General features: G+C 64.8%; 20 protein-coding genes. 10 read left to right on the top strand and 10 right to left on the bottom strand.

Features of this window, described 5'->3' with window-relative positions; all coding sequences use genetic code 11:
- Positions 1–194: 194 nt before the first annotated feature.
- The 7 genes from LK434_RS04110 (at position 195) to LK434_RS04080 (ending at position 6609) form a co-directional block, all read left to right on the top strand.
- A complete protein-coding gene (locus tag LK434_RS04110; protein ID WP_006721051.1) occupies positions 195–1070 on the top strand; it encodes a deoxyribonuclease IV in 876 nt (291 codons plus the stop codon).
- Between the two features lie 498 nt (positions 1071–1568).
- Positions 1569–2114 carry an RNA polymerase sigma factor gene (locus LK434_RS04105; protein ID WP_006721053.1) on the top strand — a complete coding sequence of 182 codons (546 nt, stop codon included), beginning with the start codon at positions 1569–1571 and terminating at the stop codon, positions 2112–2114.
- The gene (locus tag LK434_RS04100) at positions 2108–3103 is read left to right on the top strand and encodes a hypothetical protein (RefSeq protein ID WP_006721054.1); all 996 of its coding nucleotides are present in this window, start codon (positions 2108–2110) and stop codon (positions 3101–3103) included. Before LK434_RS04105 ends, LK434_RS04100 begins: the two co-directional genes overlap by 7 nt.
- A gap of 386 nt (positions 3104–3489) precedes the next feature.
- The gene (locus LK434_RS04095) at positions 3490–4530 is read left to right on the top strand and encodes an ABC transporter ATP-binding protein (protein ID WP_006721057.1); all 1041 of its coding nucleotides are present in this window, start codon (positions 3490–3492) and stop codon (positions 4528–4530) included.
- A complete protein-coding gene (locus tag LK434_RS04090; protein ID WP_006721058.1) occupies positions 4523–5791 on the top strand; it encodes an ABC transporter permease in 1269 nt (422 codons plus the stop codon). Before LK434_RS04095 ends, LK434_RS04090 begins: the two co-directional genes overlap by 8 nt.
- Before the next feature lie 218 nt (positions 5792–6009).
- Positions 6010–6297 (top strand): type II toxin-antitoxin system RelB/DinJ family antitoxin, encoded by a 288-nt coding sequence (locus LK434_RS04085; RefSeq protein WP_006721059.1) that lies wholly within the window; start codon positions 6010–6012, stop codon positions 6295–6297.
- Positions 6298–6300: 3 nt separating this feature from the next.
- Positions 6301–6609, top strand: a complete 309-nt coding sequence (locus LK434_RS04080; RefSeq protein WP_006721060.1) for a type II toxin-antitoxin system RelE/ParE family toxin — start codon at positions 6301–6303, stop codon at positions 6607–6609.
- A 176-nt stretch (positions 6610–6785) separates the two neighbouring features.
- Here LK434_RS04080 and LK434_RS04075 read toward each other — a convergent pair whose 3' ends face one another.
- The 6 genes from LK434_RS04075 to LK434_RS04050 form a co-directional block, all read right to left on the bottom strand.
- Positions 6786–7691 carry a sensor histidine kinase gene (locus tag LK434_RS04075; protein WP_006721061.1) on the bottom strand — a complete coding sequence of 302 codons (906 nt, stop codon included), beginning with the start codon at positions 7689–7691 and terminating at the stop codon, positions 6786–6788.
- A gap of 157 nt (positions 7692–7848) precedes the next feature.
- Complete coding sequence (locus tag LK434_RS04070) at positions 7849–8739, bottom strand: hypothetical protein (protein ID WP_006721062.1); 891 nt, start codon at positions 8737–8739, stop codon at positions 7849–7851.
- Between the two features lie 5 nt (positions 8740–8744).
- Complete coding sequence (locus tag LK434_RS04065) at positions 8745–8900, bottom strand: hypothetical protein (protein WP_006721063.1); 156 nt, start codon at positions 8898–8900, stop codon at positions 8745–8747.
- The gene (locus LK434_RS04060; RefSeq protein WP_227917849.1) at positions 8887–9879 is read right to left on the bottom strand and encodes an ABC transporter ATP-binding protein; all 993 of its coding nucleotides are present in this window, start codon (positions 9877–9879) and stop codon (positions 8887–8889) included. Before LK434_RS04060 ends, LK434_RS04065 begins: the two co-directional genes overlap by 14 nt.
- 105 nt (positions 9880–9984) lie before the next feature.
- Positions 9985–10779: a response regulator transcription factor gene (locus LK434_RS04055; protein WP_040361203.1), complete on the bottom strand. Its 795-nt coding sequence runs from the start codon at positions 10777–10779 to the stop codon at positions 9985–9987.
- Between the two features lie 298 nt (positions 10780–11077).
- Positions 11078–12883, bottom strand: a complete 1806-nt coding sequence (locus LK434_RS04050; RefSeq protein WP_006721066.1) for an ABC transporter ATP-binding protein — start codon at positions 12881–12883, stop codon at positions 11078–11080.
- 411 nt (positions 12884–13294) lie between these two features.
- On the opposite strand from LK434_RS04050, the gene LK434_RS04045 reads away from it, so the two are divergent.
- The 3 genes from LK434_RS04045 (at position 13295) to LK434_RS04035 (ending at position 17725) form a co-directional block, all read left to right on the top strand.
- Positions 13295–14233, top strand: a complete 939-nt coding sequence (locus LK434_RS04045; RefSeq protein WP_040361416.1) for a helix-turn-helix domain-containing protein — start codon at positions 13295–13297, stop codon at positions 14231–14233.
- A gap of 918 nt (positions 14234–15151) precedes the next feature.
- Positions 15152–17308, top strand: a complete 2157-nt coding sequence (locus LK434_RS04040; protein WP_227917848.1) for a Tat pathway signal sequence — start codon at positions 15152–15154, stop codon at positions 17306–17308.
- 165 nt (positions 17309–17473) lie between these two features.
- A complete protein-coding gene (locus LK434_RS04035; RefSeq protein WP_227917847.1) occupies positions 17474–17725 on the top strand; it encodes a hypothetical protein in 252 nt (83 codons plus the stop codon).
- Here the strand turns inward: LK434_RS04035 and LK434_RS04030 are convergent, their stop codons facing one another.
- Genes LK434_RS04030 through LK434_RS04015 form a run of 4 tightly spaced genes read right to left on the bottom strand, consistent with a single transcriptional unit; the run spans position 17726 to position 21712 of the window.
- Positions 17726–18967, bottom strand: coding sequence for an iron-containing alcohol dehydrogenase (locus LK434_RS04030; RefSeq protein ID WP_006721072.1), 1242 nt, complete (start codon positions 18965–18967; stop codon positions 17726–17728).
- 15 nt (positions 18968–18982) lie between these two features.
- Positions 18983–19621, bottom strand: a complete 639-nt coding sequence (locus LK434_RS04025) for a lactate utilization protein (RefSeq protein WP_148334565.1) — start codon at positions 19619–19621, stop codon at positions 18983–18985.
- 11 nt (positions 19622–19632) lie between these two features.
- The gene (locus tag LK434_RS04020; RefSeq protein ID WP_227917846.1) at positions 19633–20130 is read right to left on the bottom strand and encodes a YolD-like family protein; all 498 of its coding nucleotides are present in this window, start codon (positions 20128–20130) and stop codon (positions 19633–19635) included.
- Positions 20123–21712, bottom strand: coding sequence for a Y-family DNA polymerase (locus tag LK434_RS04015; protein ID WP_227917845.1), 1590 nt, complete (start codon positions 21710–21712; stop codon positions 20123–20125). The genes LK434_RS04020 and LK434_RS04015 overlap by 8 nt, the downstream gene beginning before the upstream one ends.
- Positions 21713–21871: the final 159 nt, after the last annotated feature.

Below are 21871 nucleotides of genomic sequence, written 5' to 3'. Positions count from 1 at the left end.
TTTGGGTGGAGGGTGTTTACAGCGGCTCAATCGCGCCTGCCGGCCCAAGTTTGTCCGTCCAATTTGTCTGTCTGACCATACCCGCCCAGTCAATTCGTTTGCCCGCCCACACCTGCCCAGTCAATTCTTCTGTCTGCCTCATTTCTGCCCGTCCAATGCCTCTCACCTGCCCATCGAACATTTCAGGAGGGTCTATGCTGACCATCGGCTGTCATCTATCCACCACCAAGGGCTACGCCGCCATGGGCGAGACCGCGCGGTCCATCGGCGCGAACACCTTCGCCTTTTTCACGCGTAACCCACGCGGCGGCAACGCCAAGCCGCTCGACCTCGATGATGTGGCGGGACTGCAACGCATTCTGGATGAGGATGGGTTCGGCCGTTTGGTGGCGCACGCGCCCTACACGTACAACCCGTGCTCGGCCAAGGAGCGGGCGCGCGAGTTCGCACTCGAGGCGATGGCCGAGGACCTGCAGCGCATGGAGGCGTTGCCGGGGCAGTACTACAACTTTCATCCCGGGGCGCACGTGGGGCAGGGGGTCGACACCGGCATCGAGCTCATCGTCGACACCTTGTGCCAGGTGATGTTCGAGGGGCAGTGCACGTGTGTGCTGCTCGAGACGATGGCGGGTAAGGGCACCGAGGTGGGCCGGACCTTCGAGGAGCTCGCGCGCATCATCGAGGGGGTGGCCGCGCGACGGCCCGAGCTTGCGGCGAGCGACATGCTCGGCGTGTGCCTGGATACCTGTCATGTTTCCGACGGCGGGTACGACATCGTGCACGACCTTGACGGCGTTCTGGCCGAGTTCGACCGCGTGGTGGGACTCGATCGCCTCAAAGCCGTGCACATCAACGACTCCAAGAATCCCTGCGGTGCCCACAAGGACCGTCACGAGGTCATCGGCGGCGGCTATCTGGGCAATCCCGAGTTGGGCGGCGGCGAGCATGTGCTGCGCGCCATTGTGACGCACCCGGCACTTCGCGATTTGCCGTTCATTTTGGAGACGCCTCACGACGATTTGGCTGGGTACGCGCAGGAGATCTCCTACCTGCGAGGGCTGGTGGAGTAGCGGCTGGGGTGCGTGCCGGGGACCGGGGTGCGTGCTGGGAGCCGTGCCGGGGGCCGAACCGTGTGTTGGGCCGGGCTGTGCGCTGGGGACCGGACCGTGTGTTGGGCCGGGCTGTGCGCTGGGGACCGGACCGTGTGTTGGGCCGGTTTCGCCCGGCCCCGTTCGAGTTGCGCTGCTTGCAAAAGGGTCGCATAACTGGAAAAACTTCTCACTTTCGAGAAGTTTTTCCAGTTATGCGACCCTTTGCGCATGCGACGAGGGGCATCGGTGCCGAAACGGACGGCGGGGCGCTTGCGCTGCCGGGTTGCGTTGCCTTTTCAGACCGCCCTGTCGTGACGGGCTGGGTTGCGCCGCCGGGCATGGTTACCTTGACGGGCATGGTTGCTTTGCCGGGTCGGGTTGCCTTTTCGAGCAGGACCGCTTTGTCAGACTGTGAAGAAACTGTGTGTAGGCGCTCATTGCGGGAATCCGCTCCGTTATAGAGGGCGAAAGGAGGTGATGTGCGTGGCTTTTAGGGCCCGCGGCCTCGGCCAAGTGGATGTGAAGCGTGTGGTCGAGACTCATTACGACGACGTGCTCGTGTACTGCCGTCGGCACACGCAAACCATCGATGAGGCGCAAGACGCCACGCAAGAGGTCTTCTTGCGATTCGTGCGCACGGCCGATCGATATCGCGATGCGGGCAAACCGCTCGCGTATCTGCTTACCATCGCGCGCAACGTCTGCATCGATTTCGACCGTGCGCGACCGCGGTCGTGCGTGGAGCTGCCGGCCGAGGACGTGCTTGCGGCTCCCGAGAGCCCGAGGAATCCCGGCGGGGCCTATGGCGAGGCCATCGGCGAGGCGGTTGCCTTGCGCCGCGCACTCGCCTCGTTGTCGGCGGACATGCGGGAGGTGCTTGAGTTGCGGTTCGATCAGGAGCTCAAGCTGGTGGACATCGCGCGCGTGCTGGGGATCAGCCGATTCGCCGCGCGAAGGCGCGTAGACGCGGCGCTCGCGGCGCTGCGTGCGCAGATGGATGTAGGAGGGGAGGAATCATGGTAGCAAGGGCTCATCGAGGTGCGGAGAGTCGTGCAAAGACCGAGGACGACTCACGGTTCGAGGGTTCCGAGGAGTTTCAGTCCGATCGCCGCGGACGCTGCAAAGGGGATGTGCCCCTGAGGCGGAGCTCTGATGGGACATGCGCGTGCGATGACAAAGCGCTTGAGGCGGGCGATGCGCCCGACTCGGGCGACGGCCCCCGATCGCTCGAGTGCGATGTGCGCGCGTTGTACGCAGCGGAGCGCGATGAGCTGCGCGCGTCCCAGGGCGATGCGCGCGATGACCTCATCGCAGCGTGCGTGAGTGCGTGCGAACGCGAAGTCGAGCAGATGCGGGGTGCGCCGGTGGATGACCGTGCGTTGATACGGTCCTTTGCCCGCGCGCAACTGCGCTTTATCCCGCGTTCTACGTGGGCGGGTCTCGCCGGCGTGGCGTTGATCGTGGCGGCGGGGGCGAACGTGCTCGGCACCCATGCGCTTCCGCAGCTGTTCTCCGCCGCCGGTTCGTTGCTGGCACTCATCTGCCTGGCAAACGTCATGCGGTCGCGTGGGTTCGGCATGGCGGAACTCGAGAGCTCGTGTCGCTTCAACGCCGTCGCGGTGGTGCTGGCGCGCATGTTCGCGATGGGCATGGGGAGTGTCGCGATCTTGGCGGTTGCCGGCTGCTCGCTGGGTGCCGCCGGCGTTGACGCCTTACGTTGCCTGCTGTGGATGGGTGCGCCGTATCTGGTCACATGCGCGGGAGGGCTCACGTGCGCTCGACGCGTGGCGAGCTGCGATGCGCGCACGGCGGCGGTTGCGTGGTCGGCCGGAGTCGTGGCGATTTCCGTCGTGTTCTATCAGGCTGCACCGGGGGCATACGCGTCTACGGCGCTTTGGTTGTGGGCTCTTGCGTGCGTGGGCTCGGCCGCGTGGCTATCCGTCGAGGTGCGGGCGTGGATCGTCGCCAGCGCGAGCGGCTTCGTGGCGGGCGCGCAGGCGAGCCGCGCGTAAAGGGGTTTGCGCCCACGCGTATCTTGTCAGCGCGCAAGCGCGGTGTCTGCTTAACGCTAGCGGTTGGGCTGACGGAGCTTGGCACGTGTCTGGCAATGCGACATGGCTCTGATCGCTCGGAGGCTTGCTTGATGCGCGTCGGTGCGCGGTATGTGCATGGTGGGCGCGTCATCCAAGTGCCATACGGCTACGCCTGCGGCCCTTGTCTTCTGGTGCACGGCATGGCGTCCGTCTTTTGGCACAGGCCTGCCAGGCAAATCCACATCTCGCACCATGCTCGCAATCCTTGGACATCTCGCCATGCATCCATCACGTCATCCATCCATCCATCCCGCTATTCATCTATCTCGTCATTCGAAAAAACGACCCAACGAAAGGGGACGGTCATGGAACTTGAGCTTGACCGGCTGACTAAGCAATACGAGGCGAAGATCGCCGTCGACCGGGTGAGCGCGCGCCTGCGCCCCGGCGTGTACGGCCTGCTCGGCGCGAACGGTGCCGGCAAGACGACCATCATGCGCATGATCTGCGGCATTCTTCGTCCGACCTCCGGCGAGGTTCGCTTGGATGGCCGCTCCATCGCGGAGCTGGGCGAGGCGTACCGCGCCCGCCTGGGCTACCTGCCGCAGGACTTCGGCTATTACCCGGAGTTCACGGCGCTCGATTTCATGGAGTACATGGCAGCGCTCAAGGGCATCGATGCCCGCGAGGCGCGCGGACGCTCGCTTGAGCTGCTCGACCGCGTGGGACTTGCCGGCGAGGAGCGTCGGCGCATCCGCACGTTCTCGGGCGGCATGAAGCAGCGGCTCGGTATCGCCCAAGCGGTACTCAACGACCCCGCGGTGCTCGTGCTCGACGAGCCCACGGCGGGCCTCGACCCCAAGGAGCGCGTGCGTTTCCGCAATCTGATTGCGAGTTTCGCCACCAATAAGGTGGTCCTGCTGTCCACGCATATCGTGTCTGACGTCGAGTACATCGCCGACAGCATCCTCATGATGCGAGCGGGTTCGTTCATCATGCAGGGCAGCCCGGCCGAGGTGGTCCGCGGTATCGAGGGCTGTGTGTGGCAGGCGCGCGTGCCCGTGCGCGAGGCTGACGCGCTCGCCGAGCGCCTGTCGGTGGTGAACGTGCATTACGCGGACGATGGCACGGCGCTGGTGCGCTTCTTGTCCGACGGCGCCCCGGCTCCCGAGCTTGCGGCAACGCCCGTGGCACCGACACTCGAGGACCTGTATCTGCGTGTGTTTGATGAGACGGGAAATGCGAGCGCGATAGATGCCCCGGGCGTGACGGGTGGCTCGGGCGCGACGAGCGACGCGGGCGTATCGGGCACCTCATCCGCATCGGCGGGGCGGGGTGGCGGCTCGCGTGCGAACCGCGTATCCGGTCGTCGGGGTTCCCATTTTGGAGGTGGCCGCAATGCGTAGCCTGATCAAGTTCGAACTCAAGAAGATGCTCACCCGCCGCGTGGCGGTGGCGGTGAACCTCGGCGTGATCGCGATGCTGCTTGTCGTCATGACGCTCAATGTCGTTCAGGCCAAGACGGAGGGCAATATCGGCGAGATTCTCTCGGGTCCGGCGGCGATTGCGCACCGTCGGGAGGTCGCCGAGGTCCATGCCGGCGAGCTCACGCCCGAGCGAGTTGCCGCCGATATCGCGCATTACCAGGACATCGCCTACGAGAAGCTCGACCCCGAGGAACTGGCGGAGATGTCCGGTGCGGCCGCGTACGAGGCGACGGCGGACGCCTATGATGAGGCGACGCGCTTGGAGCTTTACGACCCGTACTATGTGACCATCCTCAAGCCCTGGGCAGTCAGCGGTCAGGAACCCTACCAGTACGCCTCACGCGTCACTCCCGAGATGGCGCTTGATTTCTACGGCGCGCTGGCCGACAGCCTGCAAACGACGCTCGACGAGGGCATGGACGGTAGGTGGGTGTACAGCGATGCCGAGCGTGCCTATTGGACCGAAAAGGAGGCGGGCGTTTCCGAGCCTTTGGCCTACGGTTGGGCCGGCGGTTGGGACAACATCCTCGATTGCGGCGCGTTTTTGGTGCTCGTGGCCTTTGCCGCATGCGTGACGGTGACGCCCCTGTTCGCCGGCGAGTATCGCGATGGCACCGACGCCGTGCTGCTTTCCGCCCGCTATGGACGCGGCAGGCTCGTGGCGGCCAAACTCCTCGTGGCGCTCCTGTATACCACGGCGCTGTTCGTGGTCGGGGCGGCGATCATCTGCGGCGTGTCGCTCGTGTTCTACGGGGCGGAGGGCGCGGCGCTTCCCATCCAAAATTACGCGCTCATCTCGCCGTATTCGCTCACCATGGTCCAGGCGTGCGCGATGTTCATCGGCATCTTCTACCTGATCACGATCGGTATGGTCGCCTTCACGCTCGCGCTTTCGGCGTGCCTGTCCTCGACGCTCGCCATCATCGTGACCGACGTGGCGATCCTGTTCGTGAGCGGCATGCTGCCCACAGGCGGTTCTGGGCTGCTGAACCACATTTTCACGCTGTTTCCCATGGGAAACATCCAGTCTCCCTTCGTCGTGTTCGCGGAGCTGTTCTCCTATCCGCTGGGTCCGATCGTGATCGACCTCATCGGCATGGCGGCGCTCGTGTATTGCGCGCTCATGGTCGTGGGCGTCCCGGTGGCATGGTTTGCGTGGAGCCGCCATCAGGTGGCGTAAGTAAAACGGCTGGCTGCGTGAACGCCGCTTGATAGACGGCCGCGCATCTGGAATGACTTCCCATTCGGGTCGGTCTTTCGGGTGTGCGGCCGTTTGCTTTGGGATTCTCTGAGGTGGTATATGAATGAGAAAGGAAGTACATGGATAGCAATCTGAAACGTATTGACACCAATGCTATTATGAATACGCCAGAGTTCATCTAGGTATGAGGAGGCATTATGGTTACGGCTTCAACCACGCGCTTCGAGGAGGCCGATAAGAGCGAGGCGACCGATCTCCTTAAATCGATGGGACTTACGTTCAATGGCTACCTCAATTTGGCAGTGAAGCAGCTCATCAATCAAAGGCGTATTCCGTTTGAGATTCTTCCTACGGCGGAGGAGCCTTCTGAGCACACGCGCCGCGCCATGATCGCAGCGGAGGCCAAAGAGCTCGGGATCATCGATGATGACGCCGTCTCCTTCAGTACGGCAAACGAGGCAATGAGCTGGCTCGATGGCGAGTAGCCTATGTATGAGTTGAAGTTTGAGCCCGCTTTTAAGGAAGATTATCGACGTGTGAAACGGGAATGGCCTGCTGTGACCCGTGAATTGAGTCGCGCCCTCGAATTGCTTGCATCGGATGGTGCTCTACCCGCAGAGTATGGTGCTCACGAGCTCGTTAATGCTGGTGGAAACTATAATGGGCATATCGACTTTCATCTATCGGATGGAGCCGTTGACGTGCTGGTGCTTTACAAGCCCCATAAAACGAATCCTTCTATCAGGTTTGTGAGGATGGGGCGGCATGGGGAACTGTTCCAGGGAAAGTATAAATAGCTTTGCTGGACCGTCGTATTGCCAGTCCGACTTTCGTTAGCGCCCAAATGCCGACCTGTCTGTACCGCGGACCCATACTCGATCGTGGCCGCGAGGCATCAATGTCGCTAATGACAGGCCAAGTGCAGGGGGAGCAACCTTGTCGTCTGTAATCTCAGCGCCACACATAATTTGTCTTAGCGCCGGGTGACGATTTCGATGGTGAGCGTCTGGTCCTCAATATGCGCTTGCAGGTCGAGGGCCATGGCGCGGGCGAGCTTTGCCGCCGTGGCCAGTCCGAGGCCCGACCCCTGTCCTTGGCGCGCCGCATCTGCGCGGTAGAACCGGTCGAAGAGCTGGGTGGGATCGATGGCCTGGGGGTCTTCGACGGGATTGGAGATGGCGAGGACCGTTCCGGGGGCGCAGCTGCATCCCAGACGTATCGTGGGCGCGTCGGAGCCGTGACGCAGCGCATTCACCACAAGGTTCTCGATAATGCGGCCCAACGCCTCCCGATCGGCGTCGATGGTGACGGCGGTTTCGGCCCCTTCGACGCGCGGTTCCCAGCCGAGTGCCTCGAACTCGGGGTAGTGCCCGATGAGGCAGCGCTCAACCACCTCACGTATGTCCAGGGGGCGCATGTCGAGTGCGAGGTCGGGGTCACTTGCCTTGGTGTAGGAGAAGAGGGCGTCGAGGAGCTCGGATGTGCGATCGATACGTTCGATGGCGGCTTCGAGCCGCTGCTCGCGCAGGTGTGAATCCGTCTCCTCGCAGGCAAGTTGCAGGTAGCCCTTCGCGCCGGCGAGGGGCGTGCGGATATCGTGTGAGAGGGCGGAGAGGTCGCGCTGGAATTCCTGTTGGGAGCGCATGGCGGCAACGCGTGTCTGGGCGCTGCGGTCAAGTTCGGCGTTGATGGCGTCCACGAGGGCGGGCAGCTCCCGCGGCCGTGCGTTTAAGCTCAAGCGGGCGTTGCTCGCCGCATCGCGCTCGCGCAGGTTGTGCGACAGGCGACGCAGCTCAAGCGCGTACAGGGTAACGCCGAGCAAAAGCCCCGCGGCGATGCCGAGCAGCAAGACGAGGACGATGAGCGCTCCCGTGGGCATGTGCGCCTCCCTCTCATGGCGGATGGTTTCTAGAATTCTACAAGCTCCCCGCGTGCCGTGTGGGCGCGTGGGGAGCGATGGTTGGATTGAGGGCGTCGCGGTGCTTGCGCGGCTCGCGGGCGTTTCGGCGAGCAGCGGCTTTCGCGCTCGCAGTCCGTTACACCCCGCGCTTGCGGCCGGCGGCGATCCAGGCGCCGCTGGCGAGGATGAGCCAAATCAGGCAGGTGCCGAGCATCCAGCTCCAGGTGGGCAACGCGTCGGTGCCGGGCATCCCGGCTGCGGCGAAGAGGCCACCCGCGCCGTAGGTGAGCGTGTGGAGCACGGTGCTCGGCATCCAGGAGGAGAGAGCCAAGAGTGCCGGAGCGATGGGCTGCAGCACCTTGAGGATGCCGCCTGCCGAGTACGCCATGCCCTGCAACAGCAGCGGAATCCATCCGAACAGCACGCCGATGATCAGACCATAGGCAACGAGCTTGTTGCGCGTGAGCAGTGCCACGGCGAGCGGCACCACGCTCGCGACCCACGAGGCGAGCCAAGCCAGCAGGTTCCACAGAATAAATCCGCCGATCGAGTCGAGCGCGGAGAACGTCAGGCCAAAGGGGATCATGACGAACAGGGCGAACCCGCCGAGCGAGAGCGCGCCGAACAGCAGCGTGAACGCGGCGCTCCACGTGCCGGCGAACAGCACCTTCTCGGCAAAATACGTGAGGCGGCCGCGCGTGCTCGACACCAGGGTCTTGCCAAAGCCGTCGGTGAGGTCGACGAAGACCTGATCGATGATGCCGAAGGACGTGGCGAAGGCGATGATCGAGTAACTGCCGAACAGGAAGGTATCCAGGTATTCGGACGGGGAGAGGAGGACGTCCATATCCTCCGCCATGTTGATGATGTTTGCGGCGCCGCCAAAACCGCCGCTGAGGCCAAACCTCATAAGGCCGATTTCCAGCACGGCGATGCCCGCGAGCACAAGCGCGTACTGCCAAAAGCTGCCGCGTAGCCCGCGAATGCGAGTTTCGCGATACCAGTCGGAGCGAATAAGACGGAGCATATGGGTTACCTGCCTTTCCGGGCAACGAGAAGGATGTAGAGGAGAAGCGCCGCGAGCGCGAGGTCGATGAGGACGTTGATGGGGCCCGTCAGCTCGCCCAAGGTGGGGAAATGGACGGCGGCAAGGATGCCGAGGTTGTCGAGCCCGCTAAGCGCGCTCATCGGTGCCGCCCATCAGCTCGACGAAGTACTCCTCGATGTCGCGCTCGATGAGCGTGAGCTCGAGGATCATCTGGCCGGCCTCGGCGAGTGCGCGCGAGACGTCCTCGGTGGTGGGGGCGCCGCTCGCGGACGCATCGGTCGCGGCGCCGCCGAAGCTCGCCTGCGCCGGGCGTACGCCACTTGCGCCGGACACGAGGATCGAGCCGTCGGGCTCCATGCGTAACGTCGCGCCCGGCAGGCGCTCTTCCAACAGTGCCAGGCTGCGTGAGGGGTCGGCCGTCTTGACGCGCACCGAGCTCATGCAGGCGGCGTGCAGCTCGTCAACGGAGAACTCGCGCACCATGCGGCCGGAGCGAATCACGCCAAAGCGCGTGGCCATGCGGTCCAGCTGGTCGAGCACGTGGCTCGAGATCACCATGGAAACGCCGCGCTCCCGGTTGAGGCGCATGAGGGCGCTGCGCATCTCGCGCGTGGCCTCAGGGTCCAGGCCGTTAAACGGCTCATCGAGCAGCAGCAGGTCCGGCCCGCCCACCAGTGCGAGCGCGATGCCCAACCGCTGCTTCATGCCGAACGAGAACTTCTTGGCGCGGGTGTGGTCCGTGTCCGCCAGGCCTACCAGCTCGAGCAGATCGCGGCATTGGTCCTGCGGATGGGGGATGCCGAGCGCGATGGCCTTGCACATGAGGTTCTCGAGCGCCGAATAGGTGGGCAGGATGCCCGGGTCCTCGATGAGCGCCCCGATGCGCGAGAACTCGGTATCGAAGGGGTTCATGGCCGCTCGCGTTGTTCCGAAGAGCGCGATTTCGCCCGCGGTGGGGTCGATCAGCCCCGCGGCGATCTTCATGAGGGTCGATTTGCCCGCGCCGTTCTTGCCCACAAACCCGTAGATGTCGCCCGCGCCCACGTGCATGTCGAGCGCATCGAGGGCGTGCTTGGATCCGTATGCCTTGGTGAGCGCGTGCGTCTCGAGGACGTTCATGGCTGCCTCCTTGCGTATTTGGTACCGTTTGTGATTACTAGGATGCGCCGCAGCCCTTGAGTAAGTCTGAAGCAAGTCTAAAGAAAGCGTAAAGATGTTGGGCGCCTACTCCTCGACCAGCTTGAAGCCGATTCCCCATACGGTCTTGATGTATGCGTCGGTGCCGGTGGGTTTGAGTTTGGTGCGGATGTTGGACATGTGGACCGTCACGGTGCTGTCGTCGCCGGCGTAGGGCTCGCCCCAGGCGGCCTCGAAGAGGTCCTGCTTGGCCCATGCGCGCTTCGGCTGGCGCATAAGGGCCTCGAGCAGGTTGAATTCGATGCGCGTGAGCGGCAATGCCGCGCCGTCGACGGAGAAAGTACGCGATGCGGGGTTGAGCTCCCACGCGCGGAACGCCAAGGTTTCTTGTGCGTGCTCATTGCCGCCCGCGTCCTGGTCGGACAGGGAGGCGTCACGCACGGCCGCCTGGCGCCCCCGCAGCAAGTGGTGCCTCAGTTGCACCTCCACGCGGGCGGCGAGCTCATCGAGGTCGAAAGGTTTGGTGAGGTAGTCGTCCGCGCCGAGCTTGAGCAGATCGACGCGGTCGGTGGTGGAGGTTCGCGCGGAGATGACGATTACCGGCAGCTCGGGGTCGCGCTCGCGCACCGCCGCGATGAGCTCCTCGCCTGTGGCTCCGGGAAGCATGAGGTCGCAGATGATCAGGTCGAAGGGCGGAGCGTCGCGCTTTTCGTCCGTCGGGGTGGCTGCTTCACTGGCGCTCGCCAGGTCGCCTCCCAGCCGCATGATGCCTTCGGTCCCTGAGTACGCTTGCGTGCAGGTGTGCCCCTGCCGCGCGAGGTGCACGGCGATGATCTCGTTGATGTCCGCATCGTCCTCGACGATGAGAATTCGAGCCCCCATTTTGGCCTCCCTCGGCGCGTGGATTGCGATAGGTGGCTTCATTTTGTTTTGAAAGCGCCGCCAAGGCAAGGGTTGAAGGGGTTCAGGCGATCAAGGTCGTGTCTTGCCGGGGCGACAGGTTGCAAATGCGCGGATAATTTTAGAAAGAGTGGAATACAGGTTGATTCCGCTCTTTCCTTACCTGCGGTTTTGTTGGTCTGTGTTTTCGTTTTACGCGCACGTTGCAGATTTATCCGCGCATTTGCAAGCTGTGCATACGAATTCGGCGCGCCGTCCTTCTCGCCGTGCTGTCCACCGGCTACTTGCCGTCTAAAAACGCGCCCGTTTGGCGGTCCCAGAGCGCCGCGTACTCGCCGCCTGCCGCCGTAAGCTCGGCATGCGTGCCATCCTCGACGATCTCGCCGTTTGCCAACACCACGATGCGGTCGAGTGCCGCCACGGTGGAGAGGCGGTGCGCCACCACGATCGAGGTGCGACCGCGCATGAGGTTCTCGAGCGCCTCCTGCACGAGCGCCTCACTTTCGGAGTCCAGGGCGCTTGTGGCCTCGTCAAGCACCAAGATGGGGGCGTCGGTGAGGATGGCGCGCGCGATGGCGATGCGCTGGCGCTGCCCGCCTGAGAGCTTGACGCCGCGCTCGCCCACGAGGGTGTCGAGGCCGGCGGGCAGGCGGTCGATGAACTCGCGCGCGTTGGCCAGCTCGGCGGCGCGCAGGATCTCCTCCTCGCTCGCTTCGGGCCGCCCGTAGGCGATGTTCTCGCGGATGGAGCGGTGGAACAGCAACGCCTCTTGTGGGACGTAGGCGATCTGCCGGCGCAGGCTCTGCTGCGTGCATGCCGAGATATCCTGGCCGTCCACGTACACGTGGCCGTCCTGCACATCGGACAGGCGCAGCAGCAGCTTAGTGAGGGTTGTCTTGCCCGAGCCGGAGCGCCCCACCAGTCCCACGCGCTGACCGGCGGGAATATGGAGGTTCAGGTCGGTGAAGACCCGGTCGTCCTCGGCGGTGTCCGCATAGGCGAACCCCAGGTGCTCGAAGTCGATGGCGCCCTCGCGCACCGCGAGTTCCGGGGCACCGGGCGCGTCCTCTACCAGGCGCGGCTCGTCCAGGATTCGCGCCATCTCGCTCGCATCGCCGATGGCGCGGTTCATGCGCTGCATCATCGAGTTGATGTAGTTGAAGCGCATAGACAGCTGGTAAGTGTAGGAGAACATCATGACGAGCATGCCGCTCGAGATGCCGAACCACGCGTTGCCGCCCGCCACGAAGATCGACACGATGAGCATGATGACGGTGATGATGCCGCTCGTGGTGAAGCCGCGCTGCATGGTCGCGCGCATGGAGCGGCTCTCTGCCTGCATGGCGGCGAGGTCGGCCTCGTCGAACAGCTCGCGCTCGAAGTCCTCGCGCCCGCAGGTCTTGACCGCCAGGATGTTGGTCACGGCGTCGGAGAGCACGCCCGAAAGGCGGTTCTGCGCCTTGGCGGTGGCGGCGGAAAGCGGCAGGATGCGCTGGTACATACGGGTGGCCACGATTACGTACACCACGAGCATGACGGCGAGCGCGGCGGCGTAGGCGGGCACGGCCGGGGCGAGCGCGATGAAGGTGCAGGCGGTGCTGGCGATGGTGGGGATGAGCGAGTAGACCACCACGTCGACCATCTGGGTATAGCCGCTCATGAACATGCTCGTCTGGCTCACGAGCGCGCCGCCGAATCGGCTGGTGTGGAAGGTCATGGACTGGTTGGAGAGCGTGTCGAAGCACAGGCGCGCCAGATGGTAGTTGCCGTTGATCTGCAGCTTGTAAACGGCGTAGTCCTGCAGCTTGGAACAGACCTGGCCTACGAAGTTCACCAGCAGCAGCGCCAGGATATAGGGCCCGAAGACCTCCCAAACCTGGTCGGGCGCGACGGGTGAGGCCTGCACGCGGTCCACGATGAGGCCCATCACCCAGGTGTTCACGAAGATGAGGAGCGCCACGTAGGCGACGGAGGTGAACACGGCGAGCGCCGCGGCGCCCGGCTTCATGCGGGTGACCTCCCAAAAGCGCCGCAGTGTGCGTTTGACTGCGGGCTTTTCGAGCTTGGTGACGTTGCGTTGGGACATGGGGGACTCCTTGTGGGGTTGAAGGCTCGGGCGTGCCCGTGCATCGGCCGGCGCGCATGCGACGGGTTGGTGGGTTGGCGTTGTTCGTTGGCGGGCACGCGTGAGGGCTTTGGGTGGACGGACGTCGCGCACGAGGCGGCGGTGTTCGCGCGGGGTGGCAGTTGAGGCTTGGGTGCAGTCGAACCTTGCTGCAGCCAAGCACCCACTTGATTTCTTTTACTGCATGCAAGGTTATCCCCTGAAGCGCGCTCCAGGTCAAGAGCGCGCAACCGGCTGTTGCCGCACGTCGGCGAAGTCGCAACCGATTATGCCTTGCGCAACGGTCCTCACTTGCGGAAGCTGGGGTTGACGAGGGGGTCCGGACGCCTCGCCAGCGGATACCATGGGATGATGGACAAGGAGCGTGACACGATGAGTTTTCGCGACAACCTTTTGTACTTGCGCGATGCGCGCAATATGACGCAAGAGCAGCTGGCGATGCTGCTGGGAGTGACCCGGCAGGCGGTGAGCAAATGGGAGTCGGGCGCCTCCACGCCCGACATGGATAGGCTCGTGCGCCTGTGCGAGATCTTTGAGGTCGATCTTGATGATCTGATTCGCGGCGACGTGACCGCCCGGCCGGTCGATCAGGCGTTGGCGATCCCTCCCGATACGCCGGTGACCGATGTGACCGGGTACGACCCGCACATGCGGGGCCGGGCGCTCTTCATTGCGGGAGGCGCGGCGTTTGCGATATTCGGCATTGCGGGCGTGGCGATGTTGCTCAGGGGAGGCGTCCAGCTTCTTTCGCCCGGCGGCAACATGGGCGCCGTGCTCAACCCGTACCCGTTCTACTTCCTGCTCACGGGGGCGGCCGGTGCGTTGGGGTGTTTGGCGGTCGCGCATATCAGGCACGTCGCATTCGCCCGTGCCCATCCATTTGTGAGCAACTTCTACACCGATGACGATCATGTGCGGGCGCGTCGCTTGAGCGCGTTCTCTCGCGGTGCGGCCTGGGCGCTCGCGGCGCTTGGGGCGGCTATCGCCGCCATTCAGAGCACCGCGCTGCAGCACGTGTCGGGCGGCCTGAGCTCTTTGGTGGTGTGTCTTGCCGCTGCTACGCTCGTGGCTATGTACGGGCACCTCATGGCGCGCCGCATCGATGTCGCCTCCTACAATGCTCGCGCGGAGGCGGTTGCCGGAGAGCTTGATGTACGTTTGCGGTTTGTCTTGGTGGTGGGTGCCGTCACGCTCGTCGCGGCGTTTGCCAGCTTGTTCCTTGTCATGACTGCGTGGAGCCAGATTCTCATTTGGGGCGGCATCGCCATCATGGTCGGCTGGCTGTTCTTCACGGTGTCCAAGGAGGCCTAGCGACGCATCCGGGGAAAGCCAGCGGCGCATCTAAGGAGATTTGGCAGCGCGCTTAAGGGGCCCTAACAGCGCGCTTAAGGAGGTTTGACGGTGCACATAAGGGGCCCTGACAGCGCACCTAAGGAGCCCTAACGACGTGGGTCCTGATTTGACCTGTTGGGAGGATCATGGCGATGCGGTCGCTCGACGCGGGCAGAACGACGTGGGTCCTGATTTGACCTATTGGGAGGATATGAACGGTTGGAGGGTATGAACGGCAGGAGGATATGAACGACCGGAGGTTGTGAACGATTTCATTGGCGCTGGCGGAGGATATGAACGAATCATTCATATCCTCCGTTTTTGTCATGCCGTTTACCTGCGGAGATGATAAGAGGATTTGAGTCCAGAAAAAACAATCGTTCATATCCTACATTCTCCAACCTTTGGATAATGACCACGGGTGGGGAGTGGAGGCCTCTTGTGCGCAGACAGGGCTCGTGCGTGAGGGTCCTTGCGCGAGAGAATTGCGTGCGGGTGAGGCCTGTTTGTGCGTTGGCATCATGCATGCCGGTGCCGTGTGCGTTGACACCGTGTGCGCGCTGGAACCGTGTGCGCGTTGGCACCGCGTGCATTTACGCCGTGCATACCGGTAGCGTGTGTGTTGAGGCCGTGTGCGCATTGACCCCGCGTGCGCAACGCTGCCGCGTGCGTTGACGCCGTGCGCGCGGATGCCGTGTGCGCAACGCTGCCGGGTGCGTTGACACCGTGTGTGTAACGCTGCCGGGCACGTGCTAGTGCCGGGTGCGGAGCGGGCACGTGCTAGTGCCGGGTGCAGAGCGGCCGCGTGTGGGCTGGTTTAAATGATCCGCGTTGGGGCCTGATCGAACTGGGTATCATCCCTCCATACTGTCTGTATATGGAGGGATGATCGTTCGCATGAACCATGACGAGATTTTGGAGATGCTGCGCCGCGCCGGTGTCGAGGTACCGGGAGGTGAGGAGCCCATTGATGTGGAGGTCGAGGTGGAGGACATCCCAGCTGGCGCTTCATCCGGGGCTTCATCCGACAGCTCCTCCGCCGGCTCGAATTCGCAGGAAGGCCCGCGTTCATCGCGAGGGGCTGGCGACTCCGAGGGCAATGGCGCCTCGGCGCGGACTGGCGCCTCGGCGAAGTTTGGCGCGTCCGCCCGTGACCGCGGGAAATCTGCTGGCGAACGCAAGAATTCCGCTCGCGAGCGCAAGAAGGCCGCCCGCGCAAAGGCCAAAGGGGCGGGCCGCTCGGCGCGCGTTCGCCCGGATATCCCCGTTGCCCCGTTCATGGAGCGCATGGCGCAATGGAGCCGTCGCGCCTTCGTCATCCTGCTCGTGGCGATTGCCGCTGCCGCCGCGGTGAGCTACTGGTGGTTCCATCCGGCGCTCAATGTGCACAGCCCCCGTGTGTGGAGCTGGATCATCCTCATCGCCATCGTTGCGGTGGTGTGGCTCAAGGTCGCGTCCCTGCGCTCCGTGCGCCATGCCACGCTCCTGAACCGTCTGACCCTGCTGCCCCTCGGCGTGATTCTGGCGTTCTTTATCGGCGTGCTCATGGGCGAGCCGTTCATGCCCGGCAATGCCGAGCGCTACGCCACGGTCCTCGATACCACCGAGGGCGATTTTGCCGAGGACATCCAGGAGGTCGACTACGAGGACGTGCCCGTGATCGACCGCGCGTCCGCCCAGCTGCTTGGTTCGCGCGCCATGGGATCCATTCCGGAGTTCGTGAGCCAGTTCGAGATCTCCGATGCCTACAGCCAGATCAACTACCAGGGCCGCCCCGTGCGCGTGAGCCCGCTCACGTACGCCGATCTGTTCAAGTGGCTGAGAAACCGCTCCGAGGGCATCCCCGCCTACGTGCTGGTCGATATGGTCACGCAGGAGGCCGAGGTCGTGCGCCTCAAGGATCCCATCCGCTACTCCGAGAGCGAGCCGCTCGCGCGCAACGTCGACCGCTACGTGCAGCTCAAGTACCCCACCTACATGTTCGACCAGAAGAGCTTCGAGCTTGACGAGGACGGCACGCCCTGGTGGGTGTTCCCCGTGCAGCGCCGCACCATCGGGCTGTTCGAGGGAACGACCATCCAGCGCGTGGTGCTCGTGAACGCCTGCACGGGCGAGACGGCCGACTACGCCATCAAGGATTGCCCCACGTGGGTGGACCGTGCGTATCCGAGCGATTTGATTATCGAGCAGTACAACTGGAGCGGCGCATACAAGAACGGCTGGCTCAACTCCTGGCTCGGCCAGCAGGGCGTGGTGCGCACCACGCAGGGCACCGATGGCGAGCTGGGCTACAACTACCTGGCGCAAGGCGATGACATCTACCTCTACACCGGCGTGAGCTCCGTGACCGCGGACAGCTCCAACGTGGGCTTCATCTTGGTGAACCAGCGCACGGGCGAGTCCCATTACTATCCGGTGGCGGGTGCCACCGAGGATTCCGCGATGGCCTCCGCCGAGGGCCAGGTGCAGAACCTGCGGTATCAGGCCACGTATCCGTTGCTGCTGAACGTTGCTGGGCAGCCCACCTACTTCATGGCCCTCAAGGACAGCGCGGGGCTCGTCAAGATGTACGCCATGATCAACGTCGAGCACTACCAGAGCGTGGCGACCGGCTCCACGGTGGCGGCCACGCAGGAGAGCTATCTGCAGATGCTCGCCTCCTCGGGCGCGCTCTCGAAGGAGGAGGTCGCCCAGTCGGGCGCCGAGGTCGAGGTGTCGGGCACGATCGAGTCCATGGCGCAGGCCGTCATCGACGGGAACTCGCACTTCTACCTCACGCTTGAGGGTGACAGTGCGATTTATGACGTTGAGCTGCCCGGACTGGTGGACATCGTGCGCTACGGCGTGGGCGATCAGGTGACATTGGGCTACGCCAAGCCGAGCGACGGGAAGAACGACGAGGATGGGGCCGCGGATGCGTCCGGACTTCGCACGGTGACCAGTTTGGGCGGCAAGCGTGCGAAGCCCTCTGCCGGTGCGGACGAGAGCGGCGCTGAGGGTTCGGAGGTGTCCGGTGCCGAGGCGTCGCGTTCCGAGATGTCGGACGCGGCATAACGGCGGCGACGAACGGTCCTACGAAAGACCTTGAGAGTTGGTCTTTGCCGAATCGCCCCACGTGCGCTTGCGGTGTCTTGCGCGCGTGGGGCTTTTCTCTGGCACGGGTCTTCTTTGTCCCAAGGCTTACGTCGGTCTTCATCTTGCAAGCAGTTGAGCGCTTCCGTGCATTGCACTGCGGACAGCTGCATCGAGTGGGCGTGGCAGCGCTTTCTCAGGTCGCCCTTTGCGGGCGGCCGCGAGGCGTGGTTGGTGCATCCCCCTGTGAGCGGCTGCGGCGTCTGGCCGGCGTTTCTCTTTGGGCGGGGTTGCGGCGTGTGGCTGGCGGTCCGCTGCGGCGCGTGGCTGGCGCGTCTCCCCGTGGGAGACGACGGCGTGTGGTCGGTGCGCATCCCTTTAAACGCCAGCGGTGTGTAGCTACAGCGCGCTTTCGTAGATCGTTCGCGCGTCCTCGAGCGTGAGGGCTGCGAACGTACCGAACGACTCGCCTCGGTTGACCTTGAGGCCCGCGAGGAGCTGGTCGATATCCTTCTCGGTGACGCCGAGCTCGCCGAGCGTCTCGGGCATGCCGATGGATATGAAGAACTCCTGCAGCGCGTCGATGGTGGCCTCGACGGCGTCGTGGACGGCGCGCTCGGGCGTGACTTCCTCATCGATGTCGGACAGGTCGTCCACGTCCGGGTCGACCGGCTCGATGCCGAAGACCTCCGCGCCAAAGGTCAGGAACCGCTCGGGATGGGACGTCCACACATGGCGCATCCATGCGGGGAAGATCACGGCAAGGCCCGCCCCGTGCGTGATGGCGGGATCGAGGGCGGAGAGCTCGTGCTCGAGGCCGTGGCAGGTCCAGTCGCCGTCGCGCTTTCCGGGAATGCCCAGGCCGCAGCCCGCGATGCCGTTGTGGGCCAGGGTTCCAATCCACATGAGCTCGGCGCGCGCGTCGTAGTTCTTGGGGTCCGCCATCACGACCTCGGCGGCGTCGATGGCGGCCCGGATGAGGCCGCAGGCGAGGTTGTCCGTGGCGTGAACCGCGGTCTCGCCGGAGAAGAAGCGCTCCATGATGTGGGCGATCATGTCGGTGACGCCGGCCGCCGTCTGGTAGGGCGGCAGGGTGAACGTGAGCTCGGGGTCGAGGAATGCGAGGGCGGGGCGGATGAGCTCGCTGTTGCAGCCGCATTTGAGCCCCACCTCGTCGTTGCTGATCACGCAGGAGTTGGACGCCTCCGATCCCGATGCGGGGATGGTCACCACGGCCGCGACCGGCAGGCAGCGCGAGACGGTCGCCTTCTTTGCCCAGAAATCCCACGGGTCGCCGTCGTAGCAGGCCCCGATCGCGATGGCCTTGGCGCAATCCATGGCCGAACCGCCGCCGACCGGCAAGATGACATCCACCTGCTCGGCGCGCGCCAGGGCGACGCCCTCGCGCACGAGCCCGATCTCGGGGTTGGGGCGCACGCCGCCGAGCTCGACATGCGAGACTCCCGCCGCATCGAGGGACGCTATGACGCGCGCAAGCGTCCCGGTGCGCACGACGGAACCCTGTCCGTAGACGATGAGGGCCCGGGTGTGGCCCGCTGCGGCGAGCTCCTCGCCCACATGGTCGGTGACCCCGCGCCCGAACACGAATTTGGTGGGGGAGCAGAAGGTGAAGTTGTTCACGGGTGTCCTTTCGCGTTAGTAGCCCAGGCTCTCGCCCACGAGCACGACGTGTATGCGGTCGGCGTGGCGCGAGTGCCGCGTGATGACTTCCTGGCAGCACATGCAGCCCTTGGCGTGGCAGTCTGCGCAGACGCCCGTGAGCTCGCAGGGCGTGGCCGTGTGCAGGCGCGCCGCGTTGAGCGGGCAGGTCACGGTGCGGATGCGCTTGAGGCCGCTCTCGACGTCGGCGACGACCTTGTTCATGCCCGCGATGACGCACACGTGCTTGGGGCCGTGGAGCAGCAGGGCGAGGCGATTGGCGTTGCCGTCGATGTTCACGAGCTCGCCGTCGAGGGTGATGGCGTTGGCGCCCATGAAGAACCAGTCGGCGCTCACCTGGCGCCGCCACATCTCCTCCTGCTCCTCGGGCGTCGTGGCGAGGGCGCGGTCGATCATGGTGTGCCCGTCGGCCTCGAGGGCCGCCTTGATGCCGCTTTGGGTGAACGAGACGCTGCCGCCCCATGTGACGCTCTGGCCGGGCGCCACCAGGCTCTGCGCGAGCGCGACGGCCTCGTGCGCCGTGTCGCAGTAGTGCCCGGTCATGTTGCGCAAAGACAGCTTTCGTATGATGGCGCTCGCCGTTGCGCGGTGCGCCGCGCGTTGCACGTTATCCATGATTCCTCCCGTCATATGGCGTGTCCCGTATGTCCATTATGGCCCGTTCCATGCGCATCGCGCTCGATGTTGCGGATATCGTCGAAGGGTATGACGGTCTGCACCACCTGCAGCCGGCGAAACGTCGTGTCGATGCGCGCGACCATGCCGGACACGGTCCGGTAGGCATCCCAGTCGTAATAGGTCACGCGGACCAGGTCGCCCTTCTTGATCTGCGTGATGGTGCGCGAGAGCGCGATCGCCTCGTCCTCGGTGAGCTCGTGGCGCTCTTCGGTGATGCGCTCTTGCCGCCGCGCCAGCTCGTAATAACCCGTGAGGGCCGCGAAGGGCATGAACTGGGCGGCGCGACTGGCGCGCGGCCGCCCGTTCGCGGTGAATCCCGCCGCGGGCGCCGCCCCGCCCTGCCGGCTCGCCGCGGTGCCGTGGTCTTGTCCCCGCGCGGCGCCTGCGTCGAGGGGAGCCCAGGTGGGCTGCCCCACACCGCCGCGTCGCCGCCTCTCGTCATGCATGGTGTCCTCCCACCTGCTCGTTGCGCTCCCGCCCCGTGGCCTCGGGGCGCAGGCTCCTGCCCATCACGAGCGCGTTTTTGCCGTAGCGCCCCTTGACGCCGATGATCGCCTTTTGCAGGTCGCGCTCGCGCGCCTCGGCCTCGACGTCGGTGAACAGGTCGACGGTCGCGAGCTCCTCGGGCAGCAGGTCGCCAAAGCCGATGCTGATGCGCTTGACGGGGCGCCGGGGATCGACCGACTCCGCGTACAGCTGCTCGAAGTAGGCCATGAGCCTCCTGCGCGAATTGGTGCGTTCTCCCAGCTTGTGCTGCTTGCCGGCGTGCGCGTAGCCGCTCTTGGCGCCCACGCGCCGTGTGCCGTGTTCGCCGGTGAACGTCTCGTCGCCCCGGGCGGCCTCGGCCATGAGGTCGCGCGTGGCGCCCGGGCCCGCCTGCGGGCGTCGCCCCGTCCCTCCCTGTCCCGGGCGGGAGGTGCTGCGCGGGATGTCCTCCGCCGTGCTGCTGCGCCGTCTTCCGCAGCCATCGCGGTAGGAGGCGCTGCCGCTCACATCCAGGCGGCGCACCTCGCGCGCCTCGCTCGCGTACCCCACGTAGAGCGATATCGAGCTGGCTACCACGCCCTGGTCGACCAGATCGAGCACGGAGGCGTCCACCATCTCGCGCAGGACGGTGAGGGCCTCGTCGTAGCTGTAGTTGCGGGAGAGCACCTGGCCGTTCACCATCGAGCTCGCCTGGGGGCGGTACGCCTGGATCTCGGCGATGGTGCAGGGCTCCCGGCCATGCGCGTGGTCGATGAGGTACTCGGCGTTCACGCCGAACTCGCGGTAGAGGATGCGCTCGTCCAGGGCCGCAACGCCCATGAGGTCGTGGACGCGGTATTTGGCGAGGCGGCTGGCGATGCCCGGGCCGATCCCCCAGATGTCCGTGATGGGGCGGTGCCTCCACACGTCTTGCCGAAAGCGCTCTTGGTCCAGCACGCCGATGCCGTCGGGCGCGTGCTTGGCGGTGATGTCGAGCGCGACCTTCGCCAAAAAGAGGTTGGGGCCGATACCGGCGGTCGCCGTGATGCCCGTGCGGGCGAATACGGCGCCGCGCAGCTCGTCGGCGAACTGTCGCGCGCTGAGGCCGTAGAGCGGCAGGTAGGGGGTCGCGTCGATGAAACACTCGTCGATCGAGTACACGTGGATGTCCTGCGGGCTCACGTATTCGAGGTAGATGCCGTATATGCGCGCCGACATCTCCATGTAGTGGCGCATGCGGGGCTTGGCGGCGATGTAGTCGATGTTCTGCGGGATCTCGAAGATGCGGCAGCGGTTGCGCACGCCGAGCTTCTTCATGGCGGGCGTGATGGCCAGGCAGATGGTCGAGGTGCCGCGCGCGGTGTCCGCAACCACCAGGTTTTGCGTGAACGGGTCGAGCCCGCGCTCCACGCACTCGACGGAGGCGTAGAACGTCTTGAGGTCGATGCAGATGTAGACGCGCTCACGTCCGTGCTCCCGCTCGCCTTGGAGACGGACGCCGCGCCCCGTTTCGCGCGCCCCGTTCGCTTGGCTGAAACCCGCGCCGCCTGTGCAGGTCTCCATGTCATCCTCCTATCGAACATACGTTTCTAGAACCCATGTTCGATACTACGAGTGCGTGCGGACAGAAGTCAAATGCCGCAGGGAGCTGTGCGTTTGGCGAAGGCCCGCTGCTCGGGGCGGTATGCGGGTACAATGCGCCCCATGGAAACGGCACAACAT

Origin of the sequence: Collinsella stercoris DSM 13279, assembly GCF_020735465.1 — a bacterium.
GTDB classification, from domain to species: domain Bacteria; phylum Actinomycetota; class Coriobacteriia; order Coriobacteriales; family Coriobacteriaceae; genus Collinsella; species Collinsella stercoris.
The sequence above is the reverse complement of the archived record's forward strand: the minus strand, read 5'-3'. Positions and strand labels throughout refer to the sequence as shown.